At 41.2% G+C, this 17,246-nt stretch carries 14 protein-coding genes and 7 tRNA genes; 14 read left to right on the top strand and 7 right to left on the bottom strand.

The genetic code is table 11. The annotated features are described in order from the left end of the window. Positions 1–93 precede the first annotated feature (93 nt). The 8 genes from P3L56_RS05480 (at position 94) to P3L56_RS05445 (ending at position 2,742) form a co-directional block, all read left to right on the top strand. Positions 94–170 (top strand) — tRNA-Met (locus tag P3L56_RS05480). Positions 171–176: 6 nt separating this feature from the next. Beyond that, a tRNA-Leu gene (locus P3L56_RS05475) sits at positions 177–261 on the top strand. Positions 262–292: 31 nt separating this feature from the next. Next, positions 293–367, top strand: a tRNA-Gln gene (locus P3L56_RS05470). 31 nt (positions 368–398) lie between these two features. Continuing rightward, positions 399–473: transfer RNA gene (locus tag P3L56_RS05465), tRNA-Gln, on the top strand. A 51-nt stretch (positions 474–524) separates the two neighbouring features. After that, positions 525–601, top strand: a tRNA-Met gene (locus tag P3L56_RS05460). A 6-nt stretch (positions 602–607) separates the two neighbouring features. Then, positions 608–692: transfer RNA gene (locus tag P3L56_RS05455), tRNA-Leu, on the top strand. Between the two features lie 31 nt (positions 693–723). Then, positions 724–798: transfer RNA gene (locus P3L56_RS05450), tRNA-Gln, on the top strand. 567 nt (positions 799–1,365) lie between these two features. After that, positions 1,366–2,742 carry a dicarboxylate/amino acid:cation symporter gene (locus P3L56_RS05445; protein WP_210831389.1) on the top strand — a complete coding sequence of 459 codons (1,377 nt, stop codon included), beginning with the start codon at positions 1,366–1,368 and terminating at the stop codon, positions 2,740–2,742. Positions 2,743–2,794: 52 nt separating this feature from the next. Here the strand turns inward: P3L56_RS05445 and ubiF are convergent, their stop codons facing one another. Beyond that, on the bottom strand, positions 2,795–3,982 hold the full coding sequence (gene ubiF, locus P3L56_RS05440) for a 3-demethoxyubiquinol 3-hydroxylase (RefSeq protein ID WP_210831382.1): 1,188 nt from the start codon (positions 3,980–3,982) through the stop codon (positions 2,795–2,797). A gap of 444 nt (positions 3,983–4,426) precedes the next feature. Between ubiF and miaB the strand changes: the two genes are divergently transcribed. The 5 genes from miaB (at position 4,427) to lnt (ending at position 10,087) form a co-directional block, all read left to right on the top strand. Continuing rightward, positions 4,427–5,857, top strand: coding sequence for a tRNA (N6-isopentenyl adenosine(37)-C2)-methylthiotransferase MiaB (miaB, locus tag P3L56_RS05435; RefSeq protein WP_042848340.1), 1,431 nt, complete (start codon positions 4,427–4,429; stop codon positions 5,855–5,857). Positions 5,858–5,901: 44 nt separating this feature from the next. Continuing rightward, on the top strand, positions 5,902–6,954 hold the full coding sequence (locus tag P3L56_RS05430) for a PhoH family protein (protein WP_210831390.1): 1,053 nt from the start codon (positions 5,902–5,904) through the stop codon (positions 6,952–6,954). Then, positions 6,955–7,428, top strand: coding sequence for an rRNA maturation RNase YbeY (gene ybeY / locus P3L56_RS05425; protein WP_042848341.1), 474 nt, complete (start codon positions 6,955–6,957; stop codon positions 7,426–7,428). It begins immediately after the preceding gene. Between the two features lie 242 nt (positions 7,429–7,670). Next, the gene (corC, locus tag P3L56_RS05420; RefSeq protein WP_042848343.1) at positions 7,671–8,555 is read left to right on the top strand and encodes a CNNM family magnesium/cobalt transport protein CorC; all 885 of its coding nucleotides are present in this window, start codon (positions 7,671–7,673) and stop codon (positions 8,553–8,555) included. Next, positions 8,555–10,087, top strand: a complete 1,533-nt coding sequence (lnt, locus tag P3L56_RS05415; protein ID WP_210831383.1) for an apolipoprotein N-acyltransferase — start codon at positions 8,555–8,557, stop codon at positions 10,085–10,087. Before corC ends, lnt begins: the two co-directional genes overlap by 1 nt. Before the next feature lie 49 nt (positions 10,088–10,136). On the opposite strand, the gene P3L56_RS05410 is transcribed toward lnt, so the two are convergent. Together P3L56_RS05410 and P3L56_RS05405 are read right to left on the bottom strand one after the other, a co-directional pair. Beyond that, positions 10,137–11,060 carry a sugar kinase gene (locus P3L56_RS05410; protein WP_042848345.1) on the bottom strand — a complete coding sequence of 308 codons (924 nt, stop codon included), beginning with the start codon at positions 11,058–11,060 and terminating at the stop codon, positions 10,137–10,139. Beyond that, positions 11,060–12,079, bottom strand: a complete 1,020-nt coding sequence (locus P3L56_RS05405) for an SPFH domain-containing protein (protein ID WP_042848346.1) — start codon at positions 12,077–12,079, stop codon at positions 11,060–11,062. The genes P3L56_RS05410 and P3L56_RS05405 overlap by 1 nt, the downstream gene beginning before the upstream one ends. 151 nt (positions 12,080–12,230) lie before the next feature. Here P3L56_RS05405 and P3L56_RS05400 point away from each other — a divergent pair, with 151 nt between their 5' ends. Beyond that, positions 12,231–12,944, top strand: coding sequence for an NUDIX hydrolase (locus P3L56_RS05400; protein WP_042848348.1), 714 nt, complete (start codon positions 12,231–12,233; stop codon positions 12,942–12,944). Between the two features lie 48 nt (positions 12,945–12,992). On the opposite strand, the gene P3L56_RS05395 is transcribed toward P3L56_RS05400, so the two are convergent. From P3L56_RS05395 to P3L56_RS05380, 4 genes are all read right to left on the bottom strand, one after another. Further along, on the bottom strand, positions 12,993–13,520 hold the full coding sequence (locus P3L56_RS05395; RefSeq protein WP_048606353.1) for a hypothetical protein: 528 nt from the start codon (positions 13,518–13,520) through the stop codon (positions 12,993–12,995). Positions 13,521–13,630: 110 nt separating this feature from the next. Then, positions 13,631–14,131 carry a protein disulfide oxidoreductase gene (locus tag P3L56_RS05390; RefSeq protein WP_042848350.1) on the bottom strand — a complete coding sequence of 167 codons (501 nt, stop codon included), beginning with the start codon at positions 14,129–14,131 and terminating at the stop codon, positions 13,631–13,633. Positions 14,132–14,409: 278 nt separating this feature from the next. After that, positions 14,410–15,141: a DsbA family protein gene (locus tag P3L56_RS05385; RefSeq protein WP_042848351.1), complete on the bottom strand. Its 732-nt coding sequence runs from the start codon at positions 15,139–15,141 to the stop codon at positions 14,410–14,412. Then, positions 15,138–17,216: a protein-disulfide reductase DsbD family protein gene (locus P3L56_RS05380; RefSeq protein ID WP_210831384.1), complete on the bottom strand. Its 2,079-nt coding sequence runs from the start codon at positions 17,214–17,216 to the stop codon at positions 15,138–15,140. Before P3L56_RS05380 ends, P3L56_RS05385 begins: the two co-directional genes overlap by 4 nt. Positions 17,217–17,246: the final 30 nt, after the last annotated feature.

Raw genomic sequence — 17,246 nt, 5'->3', positions numbered from 1 at the left:
TTCTGAAAAATAGTGCAAAAAGCTGTTGACTGTCGTGTCTGTAATTAGCATAATGCGCCCCGCAACGCCGACGAAGGTTATGCAAAAAAAGATGGCTATGTAGCTCAGCTGGTTAGAGCACAACACTCATAATGTTGGGGTCACAGGTTCGAATCCCGTCATAGCCACCATTATTTGCGGGAGTGGCGAAATTGGTAGACGCACCAGATTTAGGTTCTGGCGCCGCAAGGTGTGCAAGTTCAAGTCTTGTCTCCCGCACCATTTTCCTTCTCGGTAGCATTGAATTTAAGATTGGGGTATCGCCAAGCGGTAAGGCACCAGGTTTTGATCCTGGCATTCCCAGGTTCGAATCCTGGTACCCCAGCCATCTTAATACAATCTGTAGTAGAATTCCCGGATGGGGTATCGCCAAGCGGTAAGGCACCAGGTTTTGATCCTGGCATTCCCAGGTTCGAATCCTGGTACCCCAGCCATCTACTACCCTATCTAGATTGTCGAAAACTTCATTTTGAAAAACATAAAATGGCTATGTAGCTCAGCTGGTTAGAGCACAACACTCATAATGTTGGGGTCACAGGTTCGAATCCCGTCATAGCCACCATTGTTTGCGGGAGTGGCGAAATTGGTAGACGCACCAGATTTAGGTTCTGGCGCCGCAAGGTGTGCAAGTTCAAGTCTTGTCTCCCGCACCATCTACCTTCTTGGTAGAACAAAATTTAAGATTGGGGTATCGCCAAGCGGTAAGGCACCAGGTTTTGATCCTGGCATTCCCAGGTTCGAATCCTGGTACCCCAGCCATCTTTCTTCACTTCCTTCTTTCATTTTTCCTATCTCAGTTTACTGATTGATTTTCTCCTATAATATCAACGCGATGCCATGCTATTTTGGCTTATTATTTTTATTAAAAACTTAAATAGAAACAATTTGGCATTCCACGAATAAATCCATACATCTCTTTCTACACGCGCTATTTTTATAAATTTTCCATATTTTCATGCTGGTTATTAGCTGAAAAATTTCTTTTCATTGCCTGCCTTTTACAAATCATCATTATCCGACAAATAACAAATTTAGTTCCTTACAGTTAAAATAGGTCAACATTTAACGCATAAAATTTACCTTTGTTTAACTTTTATATCAGATATGTGACTTAAGTCATTTTTTATTAACCAGTGAAAGTGGTAATCTTCCGACGAATTGTAGTTAGGTGTGATTAATGGCGGGTAAGATCCTTTCTAGCTGCGGTCATTAGTACATTCAATCCCATCTTCCATTCCAATTGATTAGCTCTCAAAAACTCTAATAAAAGTTTTAAAACCTAATAATTATAAATTGCCAAACGTAACATTTTTACAGAGAAAATTTATGCGAAACATGATAAAGCAACCAATATATAAGATTTTATATGTTCAAGTGATCGTAGCCATCTTGCTCGGTATTGCACTTGGTCACTTTTTCCCTGAGGCCGGAGAATCATTAAAACCACTTGGTGATGGGTTCATCAAAATAGTAAAAATGATCATCGCACCTGTCATCTTTTTAACCGTAGTAACCGGTATTTCAGGGATGTCTAATATGAAAGCGGTCGGCAGTGTCGCTGGTAAAGCTATGCTGTACTTTCTGACTTTCTCAACCATTGCATTATTTATCGGCCTTATTGTCGCGAATGTCATCCGCCCAGGTTCTGGGCTTAATATCGACCCAGCAACGCTCGATAGCACAAAAGTTGCTAGCTATGTCGAAAAAGCCCATGAGTCTTCCATTGTTGGCTTTTTGATGAACATCATTCCAGATACGGTCATTAGCCCATTAGTGAATGGTAATATCCTACAAGTCTTATTTATTGCGATTATTTTCGGGTTAGCATTAGCCGCAACAGGTAAACATGGTGAGCCAATAGTTAAATTGCTGCAAAACTTTTCTGAACCTGTGTTCAAAATGGTTGCGATGCTAATGAAACTAGCACCTATCGGGGCATTTGGGGCAATGGCATTTACCATTGGTAAATATGGTATTTCATCTATCGGTAACTTAATGATGCTGATAGTAACTTTCTACATTACCTCCCTGCTCTTTGTCTTAGTTGTTCTTGGCGCTGTCGCAAAATACAACGGCTTCTCAATCATCGAACTCATTAAATACATCAAGGATGAACTTTGGCTCGTTTTAGGGACTTCTTCTTCTGAAGCTGCACTACCAAGTTTGATGAGAAAAATGGAACGGGCTGGCTGTGAAAAATCAGTTGTAGGTTTAGTGATCCCAACAGGTTATTCATTCAACCTTGATGGTACCAATATCTATATGACCATGGCTGCACTGTTTATTGCCCAAGCCACTAATATTGAACTCACAATTTGGCAGCAACTTTCTATACTGCTTGTCGCAATGATCAGCTCAAAAGGAGCTGCAGGGGTGACTGGCGCAGGGTTTATTACTCTCGCAGCAACATTAATGGTAGTACCAAGCATCCCTGTTGCAGGTATGGCATTAATCCTCGGTATCGACCGTTTTATGTCAGAATGCCGTGCTTTAACTAATTTAGTTGGTAACGCATGCGCCTGTATTGTCGTCGCCCGTTGGGAAAAAGAATTAGATACCGAAAAGTTAGCACATGAATTTTCAGATAAAAATGAGACATTTGACCCAGAGGTAACTGAAGGTGATAGCATTATTAATATCAATAAATCAAATGATATACAACCTATTGATCTAGTTAACAATAAACCAAATTTATTACCTTAAATAAAATAGGCCGCTGGTAGCGGCCTATTTTATTGTCCATTTCACATCAACGTTATAACCCTAAGGCATATTTCAATGCCAGTTTTTTAGCTTCTCCAGCGCGCTGAGCTGCCATTAACCCGAGGTTTCTTAACATTTTCAACCCCGGTAAACTTTCACTAAATGCCATATAGAAAACATCCATCCCTGCTTGCATAACTAAGTTGTCAGGTAAACGACGACGCTGATAACGTTTTAATACCTCAATGGAGCACCAAGGCTGTAGATATTCACGTGCATAAATGACTTCTTTTAACAACGCATCTACATCACGGTACCCAAGATTGACGCCTTGCCCCGCTAATGGATTAATGGTGTGCGCCGCATCGCCAATCAGTGCTAGACCATCAAGAACATAGCGGTTCGCGTGATGACGTGTTAATGGGAAAGCCCCTGAAGCCACTGCGGTTATTGGCCCTAAACTTTCAGGGAAGGCCTCTGAAACCGCCCCTGTTAACTGTTCCATCGACATCCCTTGCAAACGCCTAATTTTGTCAGGGCTATCATACCAAACCAAAGAAGCCCAGTGATCATATAAAGGCAAGAATGCTCTAGGGCCCGATGGAAAAAACTGTTGCCATGTTTTATCTTGCTGAGGTTGCTGTGTTTGAATAGTAATTAACATACATGATTGGCGATATTGCCAACCACGGTTGCCAATCCCCGCCATTTTACGCACTTGGGAGTTAGCGCCATCGGCTCCCACAACAAGTTGCGCTTCTATAGTTCGGTTATCATCTAATTCAATACACCACGTTTTTTGGTTCTGAGGCCGATATAAATTAACCAACTGCGCAGGGCAAACCAATTCTAAATTGTCGTATTTTTCACACTCACGCCATAGTGCAAGTTGCAGTACGCGGTTTTCAACCATAAACCCGAGTTCTGGCAACCCAAGGCTTTGAGCGTCAAAAAGAACATTGCTACCCGGTTCTTCCCATGTTTCTAGCTGCCTGTAAGGGGCACTCCTCATGGCCTCTACATGCTGCCAAGCACCTAATTGTTGCAATAATTCAACGGATGCACGGCTAATCGCAGAAATACGGACATCAGGTGCGCTTTGTGGATCGAATGCCGCTGGTTTTGCCTTTTCAAGCAAAGCGACTCGCATGCCTTCTTGGGCAAAGCCCAATGCTGCCGCGGCACCCGTCATACCGGCTCCCACCACGACAACATCATAAGATTCGATTAATTTATTCATCACATTAGCTACACTATTCATTGTTTGATGGGATTATTATTTGATTAAGCTATTGTACCCAATATTTGCGGCTCTCACAGAAAATATCCATGTTAGAAACCCATAAGAGTGCTACATTGAGTGAATACCGCGACGCCATAAGTGGCCTGTTTTGCTTAAAAGCCGTTAATTTGCATAAAAATTAACCACAAATACTCAACATCCTCTAGTCACTGATGCCTCAAATGAATACAATACGCCCTAACTTTAAAACAATAGGCAAATTGCCTGCCCTTAAATTTGGTGTAGTGATATTATTTTAAATATCTTTGCATTTATCCCATCATACAATGATGTTCTTCATCAAAATGCATGCAAGTTCCCAAAAAGAGGGTAGGACTTTGGATTTACAACGCGTTTCGAGGTCCATTACACTAGCCGCTTCGAAAACACCGGATATACGACATGTCGACGAATAAAAAGCTATACATTAAAACTTGGGGTTGCCAAATGAATGAGTATGACTCATCCAAAATGGTTTCTTTATTGGAAAACACCCATGGTTACCAACTCACTGAAGTTGCAGAAGAAGCTGATTTATTACTGCTAAATACCTGCTCAATTCGTGAAAAAGCGCAAGAAAAGGTTTTCCATCAACTCGGGCGTTGGAAAACGTTTAAGGATAAAAACCCAGATATCATTATTGGTGTCGGCGGTTGCGTAGCCTCACAAGAAGGGGACTTTATCCGTCAGCGTGCACCAAGTGTTGATATTGTTTTCGGTCCACAGACCTTACACCGCTTGCCTGAAATGATTAATCAGGTGCAAGGTACCCGTAGCCCTGTGATTGATATCAGTTTCCCTGAAATTGAAAAGTTTGATCGCTTACCTGAACCACGAGCAGAAGGCCCAAGCGCATTCGTTTCAATTATGGAAGGCTGTAATAAATATTGTACTTTCTGCGTAGTGCCTTATACACGAGGCGAAGAAGTTAGCCGCCCTTGTGATGATATTTTATTTGAAATTGCACAATTAGCAGCACAAGGTGTCCGTGAAGTTAACTTGTTAGGGCAAAACGTTAACGCTTATCGTGGTGAAACCTTTGATGGTGAAATTTGCTCATTTGCCGAATTATTACGCCTCGTTGCTGCTATCGATGGGATTGACCGTGTACGCTTTACAACCAGTCATCCAATTGAATTTACAGATGATATCATTGAAGTATACCGTGATACCCCTGAATTGGTGAGCTATTTACACCTTCCAGTGCAAAGTGGTTCTGACCGTATTCTTACCATGATGAAACGGGCTCATACCGCACTAGAATATAAAGCCATTATTCGCAAACTGCGTGAAGCTCGCCCTGGTATTCTTATTAGTTCAGATTTTATTGTTGGCTTCCCTGGCGAAACTAACGATGATTTTGAAAAAACTATGAAGTTAATCGCTGATGTGGATTTTGATATGAGTTTTAGCTTTGTTTACTCAGCGCGTCCCGGTACACCTGCGGCCGACCTTCCAGATGATGTCAGTGAAGATGAGAAAAAACAGCGTCTATACTTATTACAGCAGCGCATTAACCAACAAGCCATGAGCTTTAGCCGTGCCATGTTAGGCTCTGTACAACGCATCTTAGTGGAAGGCCCTTCACGTAAGAGCCTCATGGAACTTTCTGGCCGTACCGAAAATAACCGCGTTGTGAATTTTGAAGGCACACCGGATATGATTGGTAAATTTGTGGATGTAGAAATCGTGGACGTCTATGCAAACTCTCTACGCGGCAAAGTGATCCGCACAGAGGAGCAAATGGATCTTCGTGTTCACGAATCCCCTGCATCTGTCATTGCACGTACTCGTAAAGAAGATGAGCTAGGTGTTGGCAACTATCAACCCTAAGTAATAATCTAACGATAGGATATTCAGTGACCGATACAACAACTTTGCAAATCGCAACACAAGAAATCTTTCTAGAACCCGCAGATAACCAGCGTTTAATGAGCCTCTGCGGGCCATTTGATGACAATATTAAGCAACTTGAACGCCGTCTTGCCATCGAAATTAACCGACGCGATAACCGTTTTAAAATATCGGGCAAACCACTTAATGTACAAGCGGCAAGTAAAATTTTACGCCAGCTGTATGTGGATACCTCCCCTGTGCGCGGTGTTATTCCGGATATAGACCCTGAAAACATCCACTTAGCGATACTCGATAGCCGTGTCTTAGAGCAATCCGCTGACAGCGTGCCAGACTACGGTAAGGCCGTGAATATCAAAACAAAACGTGGTGTAATCAAGCCTCGTACACCAAACCAAGCGCAATATATCGCAAATATTTTAGACCATGATATTACGTTTGGGATTGGCCCTGCTGGGACAGGGAAAACATACTTAGCTGTTGCCGCTGCTGTTGATGCACTAGAGCGCCAAGAAGTTCGCCGAATATTGCTAACTCGTCCAGCTGTTGAGGCTGGTGAGAAGCTCGGTTTCTTACCGGGGGATCTAAGCCAAAAAATTGACCCTTATCTTCGCCCCCTTTATGACGCCTTATTTGAAATGTTAGGCTTTGAAAAAGTTGAAAAACTGATTGAGCGAAACGTGATTGAAGTTGCGCCATTGGCGTATATGCGCGGTCGCACATTAAATGATGCTTTTATTATTTTAGATGAAAGCCAAAACACGACCATCGAACAGATGAAAATGTTTTTGACGCGTATTGGGTTTAATTCCAAAGCGGTGGTAACAGGGGATATTACCCAAGTTGACTTACCGCGCGGCAGTAAATCGGGTTTACGTCACGCCATAGAAGTCCTTTCTGGGGTTGATGATTTAAGCTTTAATTTTTTCCACAGTGAAGACGTTGTTCGTCACCCAGTAGTGGCTAAAGTTGTTATGGCTTATGAAGCATGGGAAGAGCAAGACAATAAGCGCCGCCAGCAGTTACGTGAAGAAAAAGAACGACAACAGCAATTTGAAAAGCAGGAAAACCAATAAATGAGTGGCATCGATATTATTCTCGATTTACAAATTGCATGTGAAAATCCGGACGGCTTACCCTCTGAAGCTTTATTTGAACGCTGGTTAGCCGCAGTACTGCCTAAATTTCAAGCGCAAAGTGAAGTCACCATTCGCATTGTAGACGAAGCGGAAAGCCATCATTTAAACTTAACCTACCGAGGAAAAGATAAGCCCACAAATGTATTATCTTTTCCTTTTGAAGCACCGCCGGAAATTGAGCTGCCATTATTAGGCGATTTAATTATTTGTCGTCAAGTTGTTGAGCAAGAAGCGATTGAACAACAAAAAAGTGCTGAAGAGCACTGGGCACATATGGTGATCCACGGTTGCTTACATCTACTAGGTTATGACCATATTGAAGATGATGAAGCTGAAGAAATGGAAAGCTTAGAAACTGAAATCTTAGCAGAATTAGGTTATGACGACCCCTATCTTGCAGAGAAAGCATGATCTAACTATAATTTTTCTAGTTATCTTTTATAAAAAAGCATTATTTTACAAAAAACTGACGGTAATTATGAGGATAAACCGTCAGTTTTATGCTAAAAAAGAATCAAGCAAGTTGTTTTTATTAACTAACCTAGCTCTAAATACTTTAACTTGTGCTATTAAACCCATAGCCGAGTACAGCTAACAGCGCTGTAGTTCAAAGTATGTCGAGTATTTTATTGAGGAATACAAAATTAACCGCCATGAGCGACGATAACTCTTCGAGTAGCGATAACCCTGGTCCTAAGAAAGGGTTTTTTGCACTATTAAATCACCTGTTCCACGGTGAACCTAAAAATCGTGATGACTTAGTCGAATTAATCCGCGACTCTGAACAAAACGATTTGATTGATCCTGATACCCGCGAAATGCTTGAAGGGGTAATGGACATTGCGGATCAACGCGTACGCGATATTATGATCCCGCGTTCCCAAATTGTTACCTTAAAACGCAATCAAACGCTTGATGAGTGCCTTGATGTCATTATTGATTCAGCCCACTCACGCTTCCCTGTTATTAGTGAAGATAAAGACCACATAGAAGGTTTATTAATGGCAAAAGATTTGCTGCCATTTATGCGCACTGACGCAGAACCTTTTAGTATCGATAAAGTCTTACGTCAAGCAGTTGTTGTACCTGAAAGTAAGCGAGTAGACAGGCTACTCAAAGAGTTCCGCTCTCAACGCTACCATATGGCTATCGTCATTGACGAGTTTGGTGGTGTGTCAGGGCTTGTTACCATTGAAGATATTTTAGAGCTTATTGTTGGCGAAATCGAAGACGAATATGACGACCAAGATGACGTTGATATCCGTCAACTCAGTCGGCATTCTTATTCTGTCCGCGCGCTGACGCAGATAGAAGACTTCAATGATGCTTTTAATACACAATTTAGTGATGAAGAAGTTGATACCGTGGGCGGTTTAGTTATGCAAGCCTTTGGTCACTTACCTTCCCGTGGTGAAGTTATCACTATAGACAATTACCAATTTAAAGTTGCCATGGCAGACAGTCGTCGAATTCTTCTGCTTCACGTGAAAATTCCAGATGACGCGCCAGTTCCGACTTTGGAAGAAGAACAGACTTAATGAATTCAACGTCTATTTATCAAAGTCAGCGGTTACGGTTACTGCTGGCTTTACTATTTGGAGCCAGTGGAACACTGGCTTTTTCGCCTTTTGATATCTGGCCCGCTGCACTACTTTCTATTCTTTTCCTTCAATTACTCACCTTACAGCGGACGGTTAAGCAATCTTTTTCGATTGGCTTTGCTTGGGGGTTTGGTTTATTTGGTAGCGGTGTCAATTGGGTTTACGTGAGTATTGCTGACTTTGGTGGAATGCCTGGCCCTGTTAATGTACTTATCGTTATTCTTCTGGCGGCATATCTCTCTCTTTATACCGGTCTATTTGGGGCATTACTCACTAAATTTGCTCCCAGTGCCAATATCTGGCGTTTAGTCTTCCTTGCACCTGCACTTTGGCAGTTAACTGAATTCCTACGAGGTTGGGTATTAACTGGCTTCCCATGGCTCCAATTTGGTTATAGCCAAATTGATGGGCCAATGAAAGCATTAGCACCAGTTTTTGGTGTTGAAATGGTTACCTTGTTGCTATTTAGTATCAGTGGCCTATTAGTGCTAGCGATAATACGCCGCAGTTTTATGGCCTTAATAGCGGCTGCGATTTTATTGTTTGCCCCCCTACTTGCCAAAAATATTCAATGGTTCACCCCTCTTGAAGCCAAAAAAATGCAAGTCGCTTTAGTACAAGGCAATATTCCCCAATCGATGAAATGGGAAGCCAGCTTTTTACAAAAGACCAAAGACACCTATATGGAGTTATCAAGGCCTTATATAGGTAAAGCTTCACTGATCATTTGGCCCGAATCTGCCGTCCCTTCCGTTGAACTCGATAACCAAGCTTGGTTAAAATCCCTCGATCAACTGCTGGCAGGCTCTAATACGCGCTTAATAACCGGAATTGTCGATGCAAGGCCAGCGAATGGTGAGTATGAATTTTTTAATACTATTATCGTATTAGGTGATAAAACGCCGTATCTTTACCCTTCTAAAAATCGTTATAACAAACACCATTTAGTTCCATTTGGCGAGTTTGTTCCCTTAGAGGATATACTACGCCCTATTGCCCCTTTCTTTAACTTACCTATGTCAGGTTTTAGTCGAGGTGATTATCAACAAGCTCAGCTAGCGGTAGGGAATATGCATCTTACAGCCGCAATTTGCTATGAGATAATCTTAGGTACGCAAGTTAGAGATAACTTTAAGCCAGATAGCGATTACTTACTTACCGTATCGAATGACGCATGGTTTGGAAAATCGATTGGTCCATGGCAGCATTTCCAAATGGCTCGAATGCGTTCGTTAGAATTAGGTCGCCCATTACTACGCTCAACCAATAATGGAATTACTGCTGTGATCAGCGCTGACGGGACAATCCAAGATATACTGCCTCAGTTTAAAACAGCGGTACTCGCCACTGATGTCATCCCGACGACAGGGTTAACGCCTTATGCACGTTGGAGCAATTACCCAATGTGGGCCGTGGTTGTCATCTTTGGCTTACTAGGTTTCACAATGAACCGACGTAGAAAAATTTAATCTGTCATCAGCCTCAATAAGCAAAAATATTGAGGCTGATGAAACTAAACTAACCAACAAGTAACCCTCGTAAATCTGAGATTTTCACTGTAACAATACAGCCCGCATTAAACTGTAAAAAATCATCTTCTATTCCATCTGAGAAAATAACGCCATTATCAGGCATCAACGATTCAAGCATTAAAGGTGATTCTGTTTCTATCGTGCCAAACACCCATTTCGTGCCCGTTGTTTTACTTAAAAAAGGCTCCCTAACGCTAAATTGCAATTTATTGTCTCCCCAACCAAATCCATTAGAAAGGGGATGATGTGCCACGCCTGTAATCGCTTTAGCTCCAGCTAAAATAGATTGAAACCACCCCGTTGACCCCAACCCTGTTGAAACTATAATTCCAGAAGAAGATTGAAACTCTTTCTCCCCTTTCCAATTCAATAAATAACGCGCAGAGGTATGACTTTTCGGGCCAATGAACAAGTCATTCACCGCTAATAATGATTGACCATCATTGGTTGTTGCTTGTGCAAAAGTAACTGTTTTTTGCTCTGCCTTGCCTTGTATTGTTTTTTGTACAACTTCCTTTAGTTGGCCTATTTCAAAAGGTAATAATTTGCCATCCCATCTCGCTGGGTCTGGGTTAATCGCAATAATAGGCTGCCCATTCAGGTACTTTAACGTATTGGCAACTAAGCCATCCTGCCCGATCACAACCACAATATCTTGCTTAGAAAATTGGTAACTGGGCAATAGTTTTCTTTCTAATAATTGAAACCTACCTAATGGTTTTAATATTGATTCAGCTTGGATTAATTGCCTCTGATAAAGATCATGCTCATTAAGATAATCATCAACTTCCACATGGTTATGCTCTAAATAGAATTTCGCTTGTGGCCATGTATTAAAGCGTTCAATCAATTCCTGTAAGCGCGTCTTACGTGTTACTAATACAAATCTAGCATTATCCATTCCTTCCATTACTTCCCTCCTTTTTTCATTAGTTGACCAAATAGATCAGGTGATAGATTAAGTTCCCCTATCTTCCCTGCATTTTGAGCCAGTGACTCAAAAGCCATTGCCATTAATTGTTCTGGGTTCATTTTTGCCAGCGCTAGCGCTTTTAAATTTTCAACGGGTAACTGGCTATAGGCTTTCATTTTGGTTTCAATAGCATAAGCATCTGCTTCTGATTGAATACGCTGGTTTCCCACACTGAGTGTGACTAACTCTTGGCGCTTTGCCTCTGCACTAACTTGCGCAACCAACTCTTCTTGCTCTATTTCTGCTCGTTCACGTAATAGCTTACGTTCATTATCAAGGCGAGCTTCTTCAATTTGTTGTTCTTTTGCTTGAACAGATAAATCCGTTTCTAATTCCGCTTCTTTAATCGTTCTTTCTTGTTCAACAGAAAATTTGCGTCTTGCGTAAATAGCATCATCCGCTTCTTTTAGAATTGACTCCCTCGCTTGCGCCTCTAACGCTTTAAGAGTTTCAGGTGAAGGCGCTATTGCAGCAAAAGAGACGTCTAAAATTTCAAGGCCTAATGATTCAATTAGCGTTTGTTCTGCCAGTTGTTGAGTGACTAAAGTCACTAATGATTGGCTAATAAGTAATGCATCACGCAATGAAGTCGTTTGAATTCTGGCTTGGATAATAGTTTGCGCAGCCCTCACTACTCTATCACTCAATTTAAGTGGGTCTTCAGAAGCGTGATTTTTTCCATCTTTAGTTAAATTGAAATTTAATACATTTGCTGTTTTTTCTGGGTTCTTCACTTGAAATGAAATTTGCCCCTGAATGCGTAAACTTTGAAAATCCGCAGTTTGTAAATTAAAAATAAAAGGAGCTTCTTGAGCACTTAACGGTAATGCCGCAATAGATGTCTTATCCGAGTTATACCAAAAACTAATCCCCTTTCCTTGCTTACGCACTTTCCCATTCACTGACTGAATAACAAATGTAGATGAGTCTGCTTTGAAATATTTAAAATTGAACATAGTCCACCTCTCATTAATGTCCTTATGACTTTAATTAATTATTGTCCTATAGACACAAACAAGTCAAGCATTAAATGTCTTAATGACATTAATTGGCTTTTAGCGTATGATAGTTCTATTGATTTGAGTGCAATTTAAAGTAGGTAACAATATGAATGAAAAAGAATTTTTAGCAGGATATAACAAAAATGAATATCTCTCACCACTGCTGACTGTTGATGCCGTCTTGTTCACATATCATGAAAACACACTCAAAGTCTTATTAGTCGAAAGGGCAAATTTCCCTGAAAAGGGGAAATGGGGGTTACCTGGTGGCTTCGTTGATGAACAAAATGATAAAACTATCGAAGAGACAATCCTACGTAAGCTAAAAGAAAAAACTGGGGTTATCCCGCCTTATGTTGAACAACTTTGTACGGTAGGTAATAAACAACGTGATCCTCGGGGTTGGTCTGTCACTGTCTGTTATACCGCTTTAATTGCTTATCAAGATTGTGAAGCTCATATTGAGACCGTCGAATCAGTAAAATGGGTATCTATTGATGACATCGCTACATTGCCTCTGGCATTTGACCATTTACAACTCTATCAACAGGCTCGTGAGCGCTTACAACAAAAATCACTTTATTCCATCGTACCCGGCTTTGCTTTACCTGACGTTTTTACACTGTCTGAATTGCAGCATGTCCATGAGGTTTTAATTGGTAAGACTTTGCAAAATAAGTCTTTTAGACGTCGTTTAGAACAAGCAGACTTGCTTATCGATACAGGGGAAAAACGCCATGAGCGCGGCCGACCAGCCAATTTATACCGCTTAAAACCCCAATCGGCTGAATACCGTTTTATTCGTAATTTAGAGTTTTAATCATGAGTACGCCTGATAAATAGCGATTATCAGGCGCAATGATAAAGGTCAGAGGCAAATAGCAGGAGTAACAATATAGGTAAAAATTAATTTATTGGATTTATAATAATTATGTGTGATCCCATCAGGGAACATTTCATGTAAAATTTTCATTCCTGCATCCTTACCGCAGTAATTTATATCTAAGACCTTACGCATGTTCTGCTGCCAGCTATTACTCTCTAGCACATTGTCAGGGATCCCTTTGATAGTATATTGATAAAACAACATGCCATTTTTTTCTGTCACCTCTGTTAATAATGTTACATCATCAATCAACATAGGTAATGATTTCGCCATTTCAGACAAAAAAATGCCACGCAGCATTGTCGGGTCATCATCTGACTTGGCATTAAATGCATTGATTTTATCTTCTGTCGAATTGCTTTTAATTTCATCAACGCGCTGTTTTAATTCTGAATTCGCAGTTGCTACAGAAGACGGCTCAGATTTTGCTTTTTCTTCCGTATCAGGCGAGCACCCAACCATTAATACTGCACCTAACAGTAAGCATACTGTTTTTTTGAACACTACCATCCCATCCACCTATTTTATTATTTATATAGCAGGATGAGTTTACCATAATGATAAATTAAACTTATAGACAGAAAAATCCCCTTTTAACGAGCGAGGGGATCATAAAAATATTAAAATGAGGCTAACCACATACGCATTTTTAAACCATAAGAGCTAGTCCAGCCTGAAGTAAAACTAACTAACTCGCCGTTATCAATTACCATAAACGTCGGTGTTGCACTGACTCCTACCGCATTCGAGAGCTGCCCACTACTGTCATTGATAACAGGGAAGTTTAAATCCTTTTTTTCCATCCCTGAGACTAAGCGAGCCGTTTCACCGGAACGTATGGCAACAGAAATAATCGGCATACCTGATTGATTTAAATCTGAAACTGTTGGCGAAGTTAGATTGCACACACCACACCATGTAGCCCAAAAATAAACCAATATCGGTTTTTCTTTACTTAACTCAGCTAATGAAACCGTTTCACCATTAACTAAAGTATGTTGTTCCAACAATGCAGGGGCTAAAGTTTGTGGTTTACGCCACAAGTCCATTACCGTAAAGGCAACAAACAATATAATGGCTAAAACGATAATTTCTTTAGACCACTTTTTCAGTCTATTCATACGGTTATTAACCTATTTGTTATCAAATAGTACAAATTTAAACTGTAGCAAAGCAAAGCATTTAATCGAAATTAATGCTTTGTCATTAAGTTAAAATGCTTTCTTTGCTGATTCGCTAATACTTTTCTAAGTCAATCTTAAGCTTAGCTTTATCCCCTAAATAATTCGTGTTGTGGCTAGGCGGCAAGTGAAACTAAGCCCTAGGAGCATACATCAGTATGTGACTAGGGTTAGTATGCCAAGCCAACAACGCCACAGCGCGAAGTATAACAAGGATATTATTTGAGCTTAGCCAACTGCTCTTTCACTATCGCTTCAAACTGCTGCGCATCAATAGCCCCTGGGATCATTTCTTCACCGACTAGTGTCGCTGGTGTCCCATTCACTCCCAGTTTTTCAGCTAACATCATGTTAGTACGAATACCTTCACGGCTTTTTTCGCTCGCTTTCAGTTTATCATTACCCGTCGCTTTCAGGGCTTCTTTGATATTCGCATCAGACAGCATGCCTTGCTTTTGCATAAATTTATGATGTAACGCTTCAAACGCCTTTGGATTCTCTTGCCATAATGTCATCGTTAATTGAGCCGAATCCATTGAAGTCTGGCCTTTAAATGGCAGATATTTGATAACCACAGCAACATCATTTGGATATTTTTTCACGATATCCTCTAGTTGTGGGTCAAAACGTTTACAGAATGGGCAGTTAAAATCAGTAAAGTTGACCAAAACTAGCTTCGCATTTTTATTACCTAAAACTGGGCTAGTTGGGTCATTAAATAATGCCTCTTTTTCCATTTTTAGCGTTTCTTTCATCTGCGCTTGTTGCTTCTCACCCTGTTTGGCTTGCAGTGCGACGATCGCCTCTTCTAAAATCTCAGGGTTTTCTACTAACGTATCTCTGACTAACTTACGAACTTGTGCTTCCTGTTCTGCATTTAGTGGCGCGGCTTGTGCCATTGCACCAAACATAAGTGATGAAAATAGAACAGCTAAAATTGTTTTATTCATTTTGTGGCTCCTTTGGCCTGATTCATAACTGATATTAACGACTCACGGTCAAGTATAGTTGACAGTACTTCGCCTTCGGCCAAGTTAGGGCCATAAATTTGATTAAATGGAACAGCTACCTGCCCACGTTTTTGTAAGAAGGCAGTAATTTCTGGTGATGGTTTCGTCCAATCACCACGTAAAGCGACGACGTCAGGCTCACTAAGAAGCTGCTGAATATCATCTCTCAATAACACATTGTATTTATTCGCCTTACAAGTCACGCACCATTCAGCGGTTACATCAATAAAGACACGTTTATTATCGGCCAGTGCATCTGTAATTGCCTGCTCAGTTAATGGCTGCCAATCTACACTATCCTTTACTAAAGAACGGCTTCCGGTATGTTGCTCTTGCGTCATCCACACAAAACCAATAGCGAAAACAGCAAATAACAACAATGGCAAGAACGCAGCTCGTCCCCCTCTTTTTATCGCAATAAAAACCACCAGCAGTACTAAGAAAATTACCGCTATAGCTGTTGATACTGTGACACCAAAATGAGGAATTAATAAGCTAATTAACCACAAGCTGGAGAGGAGCATCATCACCCCAAGCACAGCACGTAATTTTAGCATCCACATGCCAGGTTTTGGTAATAACCTTGATATTACTGGGAAAGCGGCGATTAATAACCAAGGCAAACTCATCCCGACTCCCAGAGCCGTGAAAATCAACCATAACTCTTCCATCGGGGCGGTAAGTGCAAAAGCAACTGCGGTGCCCAAAAATGGTGCAGAGCAAGGAGTCGCTAGCAGGGTTGCAAAAACGCCTTGCCAAAAATGCCCACTATTTCCATGCCCACCAGCGGTTGCAAGACGAGTGTTAGCCTTACTCCCTAAATTAATTTCAAATAAACCAAATAAATTAGCAGTAAACAGTGCTGTAACTAGCACCATAAAACCAATAAACCATGGGTTTTGAAACTGAATTCCCCAGCCAACGGCTTGTTGCCCAACACGTAACAGCGTCATGAGTAAAGCAAGTAACCAGAAGGAAACTAAAATTCCTAAGGAAGATAATAAAAATTGGCGACGAATGGTTTTTTGTTCACCTTGAGGCACCATCAATACCGAGCCCAGCTTCATCGCAAGCACAGGAAGAACACATGGCATTAAGTTAAGGATTAACCCACCAACCAAGGCAAATACCACCACTTGCCATAAGGAAATTGCACTTCCAGCGCTACTTCCACCAATAGTTCCTGAAAATGAACCAACTTGGCTATTAATTTGCTGAGAAATATCACCATCACTCACAACAAATGAAACAGTTTTACCGGTTAAATCTGGGGATTCCCCACCCCAATCATCACCAACGTCGATAGTTGCTGTTAAATGCTCCCCTGAGACTTCAATCTCAGGCACCCCTAATGTTGCACCTTCAACAACATCAGTGAAGATATTCGGTTTCCCCCACGAGCTACCTGAATTTTTTTGTAATTCGATAACGAGCTTGTCATGGGCAAAACCAACTTTAGTTTGCTCAACTAAACCACTTGTTGGCGGTACTGCCCCTTTCGCTTGGTTAAACGCCCAAGTAAAATCAGCAGGAACAGGCTCAGTTAAATCGAGCTCAAACGGATAATCCGTTAAAATACAAACGTTACTACAAGTCGATAATGTTAATGTCCCAGCCAGTTTATCTAGTTTTTCAGTACTTTTGACTGTAATAGGGAAAACAACATCCCCCATATAGCCTTGAGTTGATACCCCTGCGACATCAAAACGCCCAGGCGTTGGCCATTGCCAATCGGTGGACTCTACAGGTGATGACCACACAATTTCAGGTGCAACGCCCCCCTCTCCCGGTGAGCGCCAATAAGTTTTCCAGCCATCATCAAGTTTCACATCAAGCAAAATATCGATTTTACCCTGTTCTTGGGTAGAACTGAGTAACCTCACTTGTGCATGCCTTGGGGTGTTATCACTCATCCACCCGTTATTCGCTGGTTGCAACCACCCCGTATCCGCAGCATGAATGCTGCTCGAAAAAAGAGCAAATAAAATTAAAAATGAATTAATCAAAAAACGCATTGTTTCCTCCAGAATAAATTACACAAACAG

This window comes from Providencia sp. PROV024 (assembly GCF_032709665.1).
GTDB classification, from domain to species: domain Bacteria; phylum Pseudomonadota; class Gammaproteobacteria; order Enterobacterales; family Enterobacteriaceae; genus Providencia; species Providencia huashanensis.
Note: the sequence above shows the minus strand (reverse complement) of the source record. Positions and strands in the feature narration are given on the sequence as shown.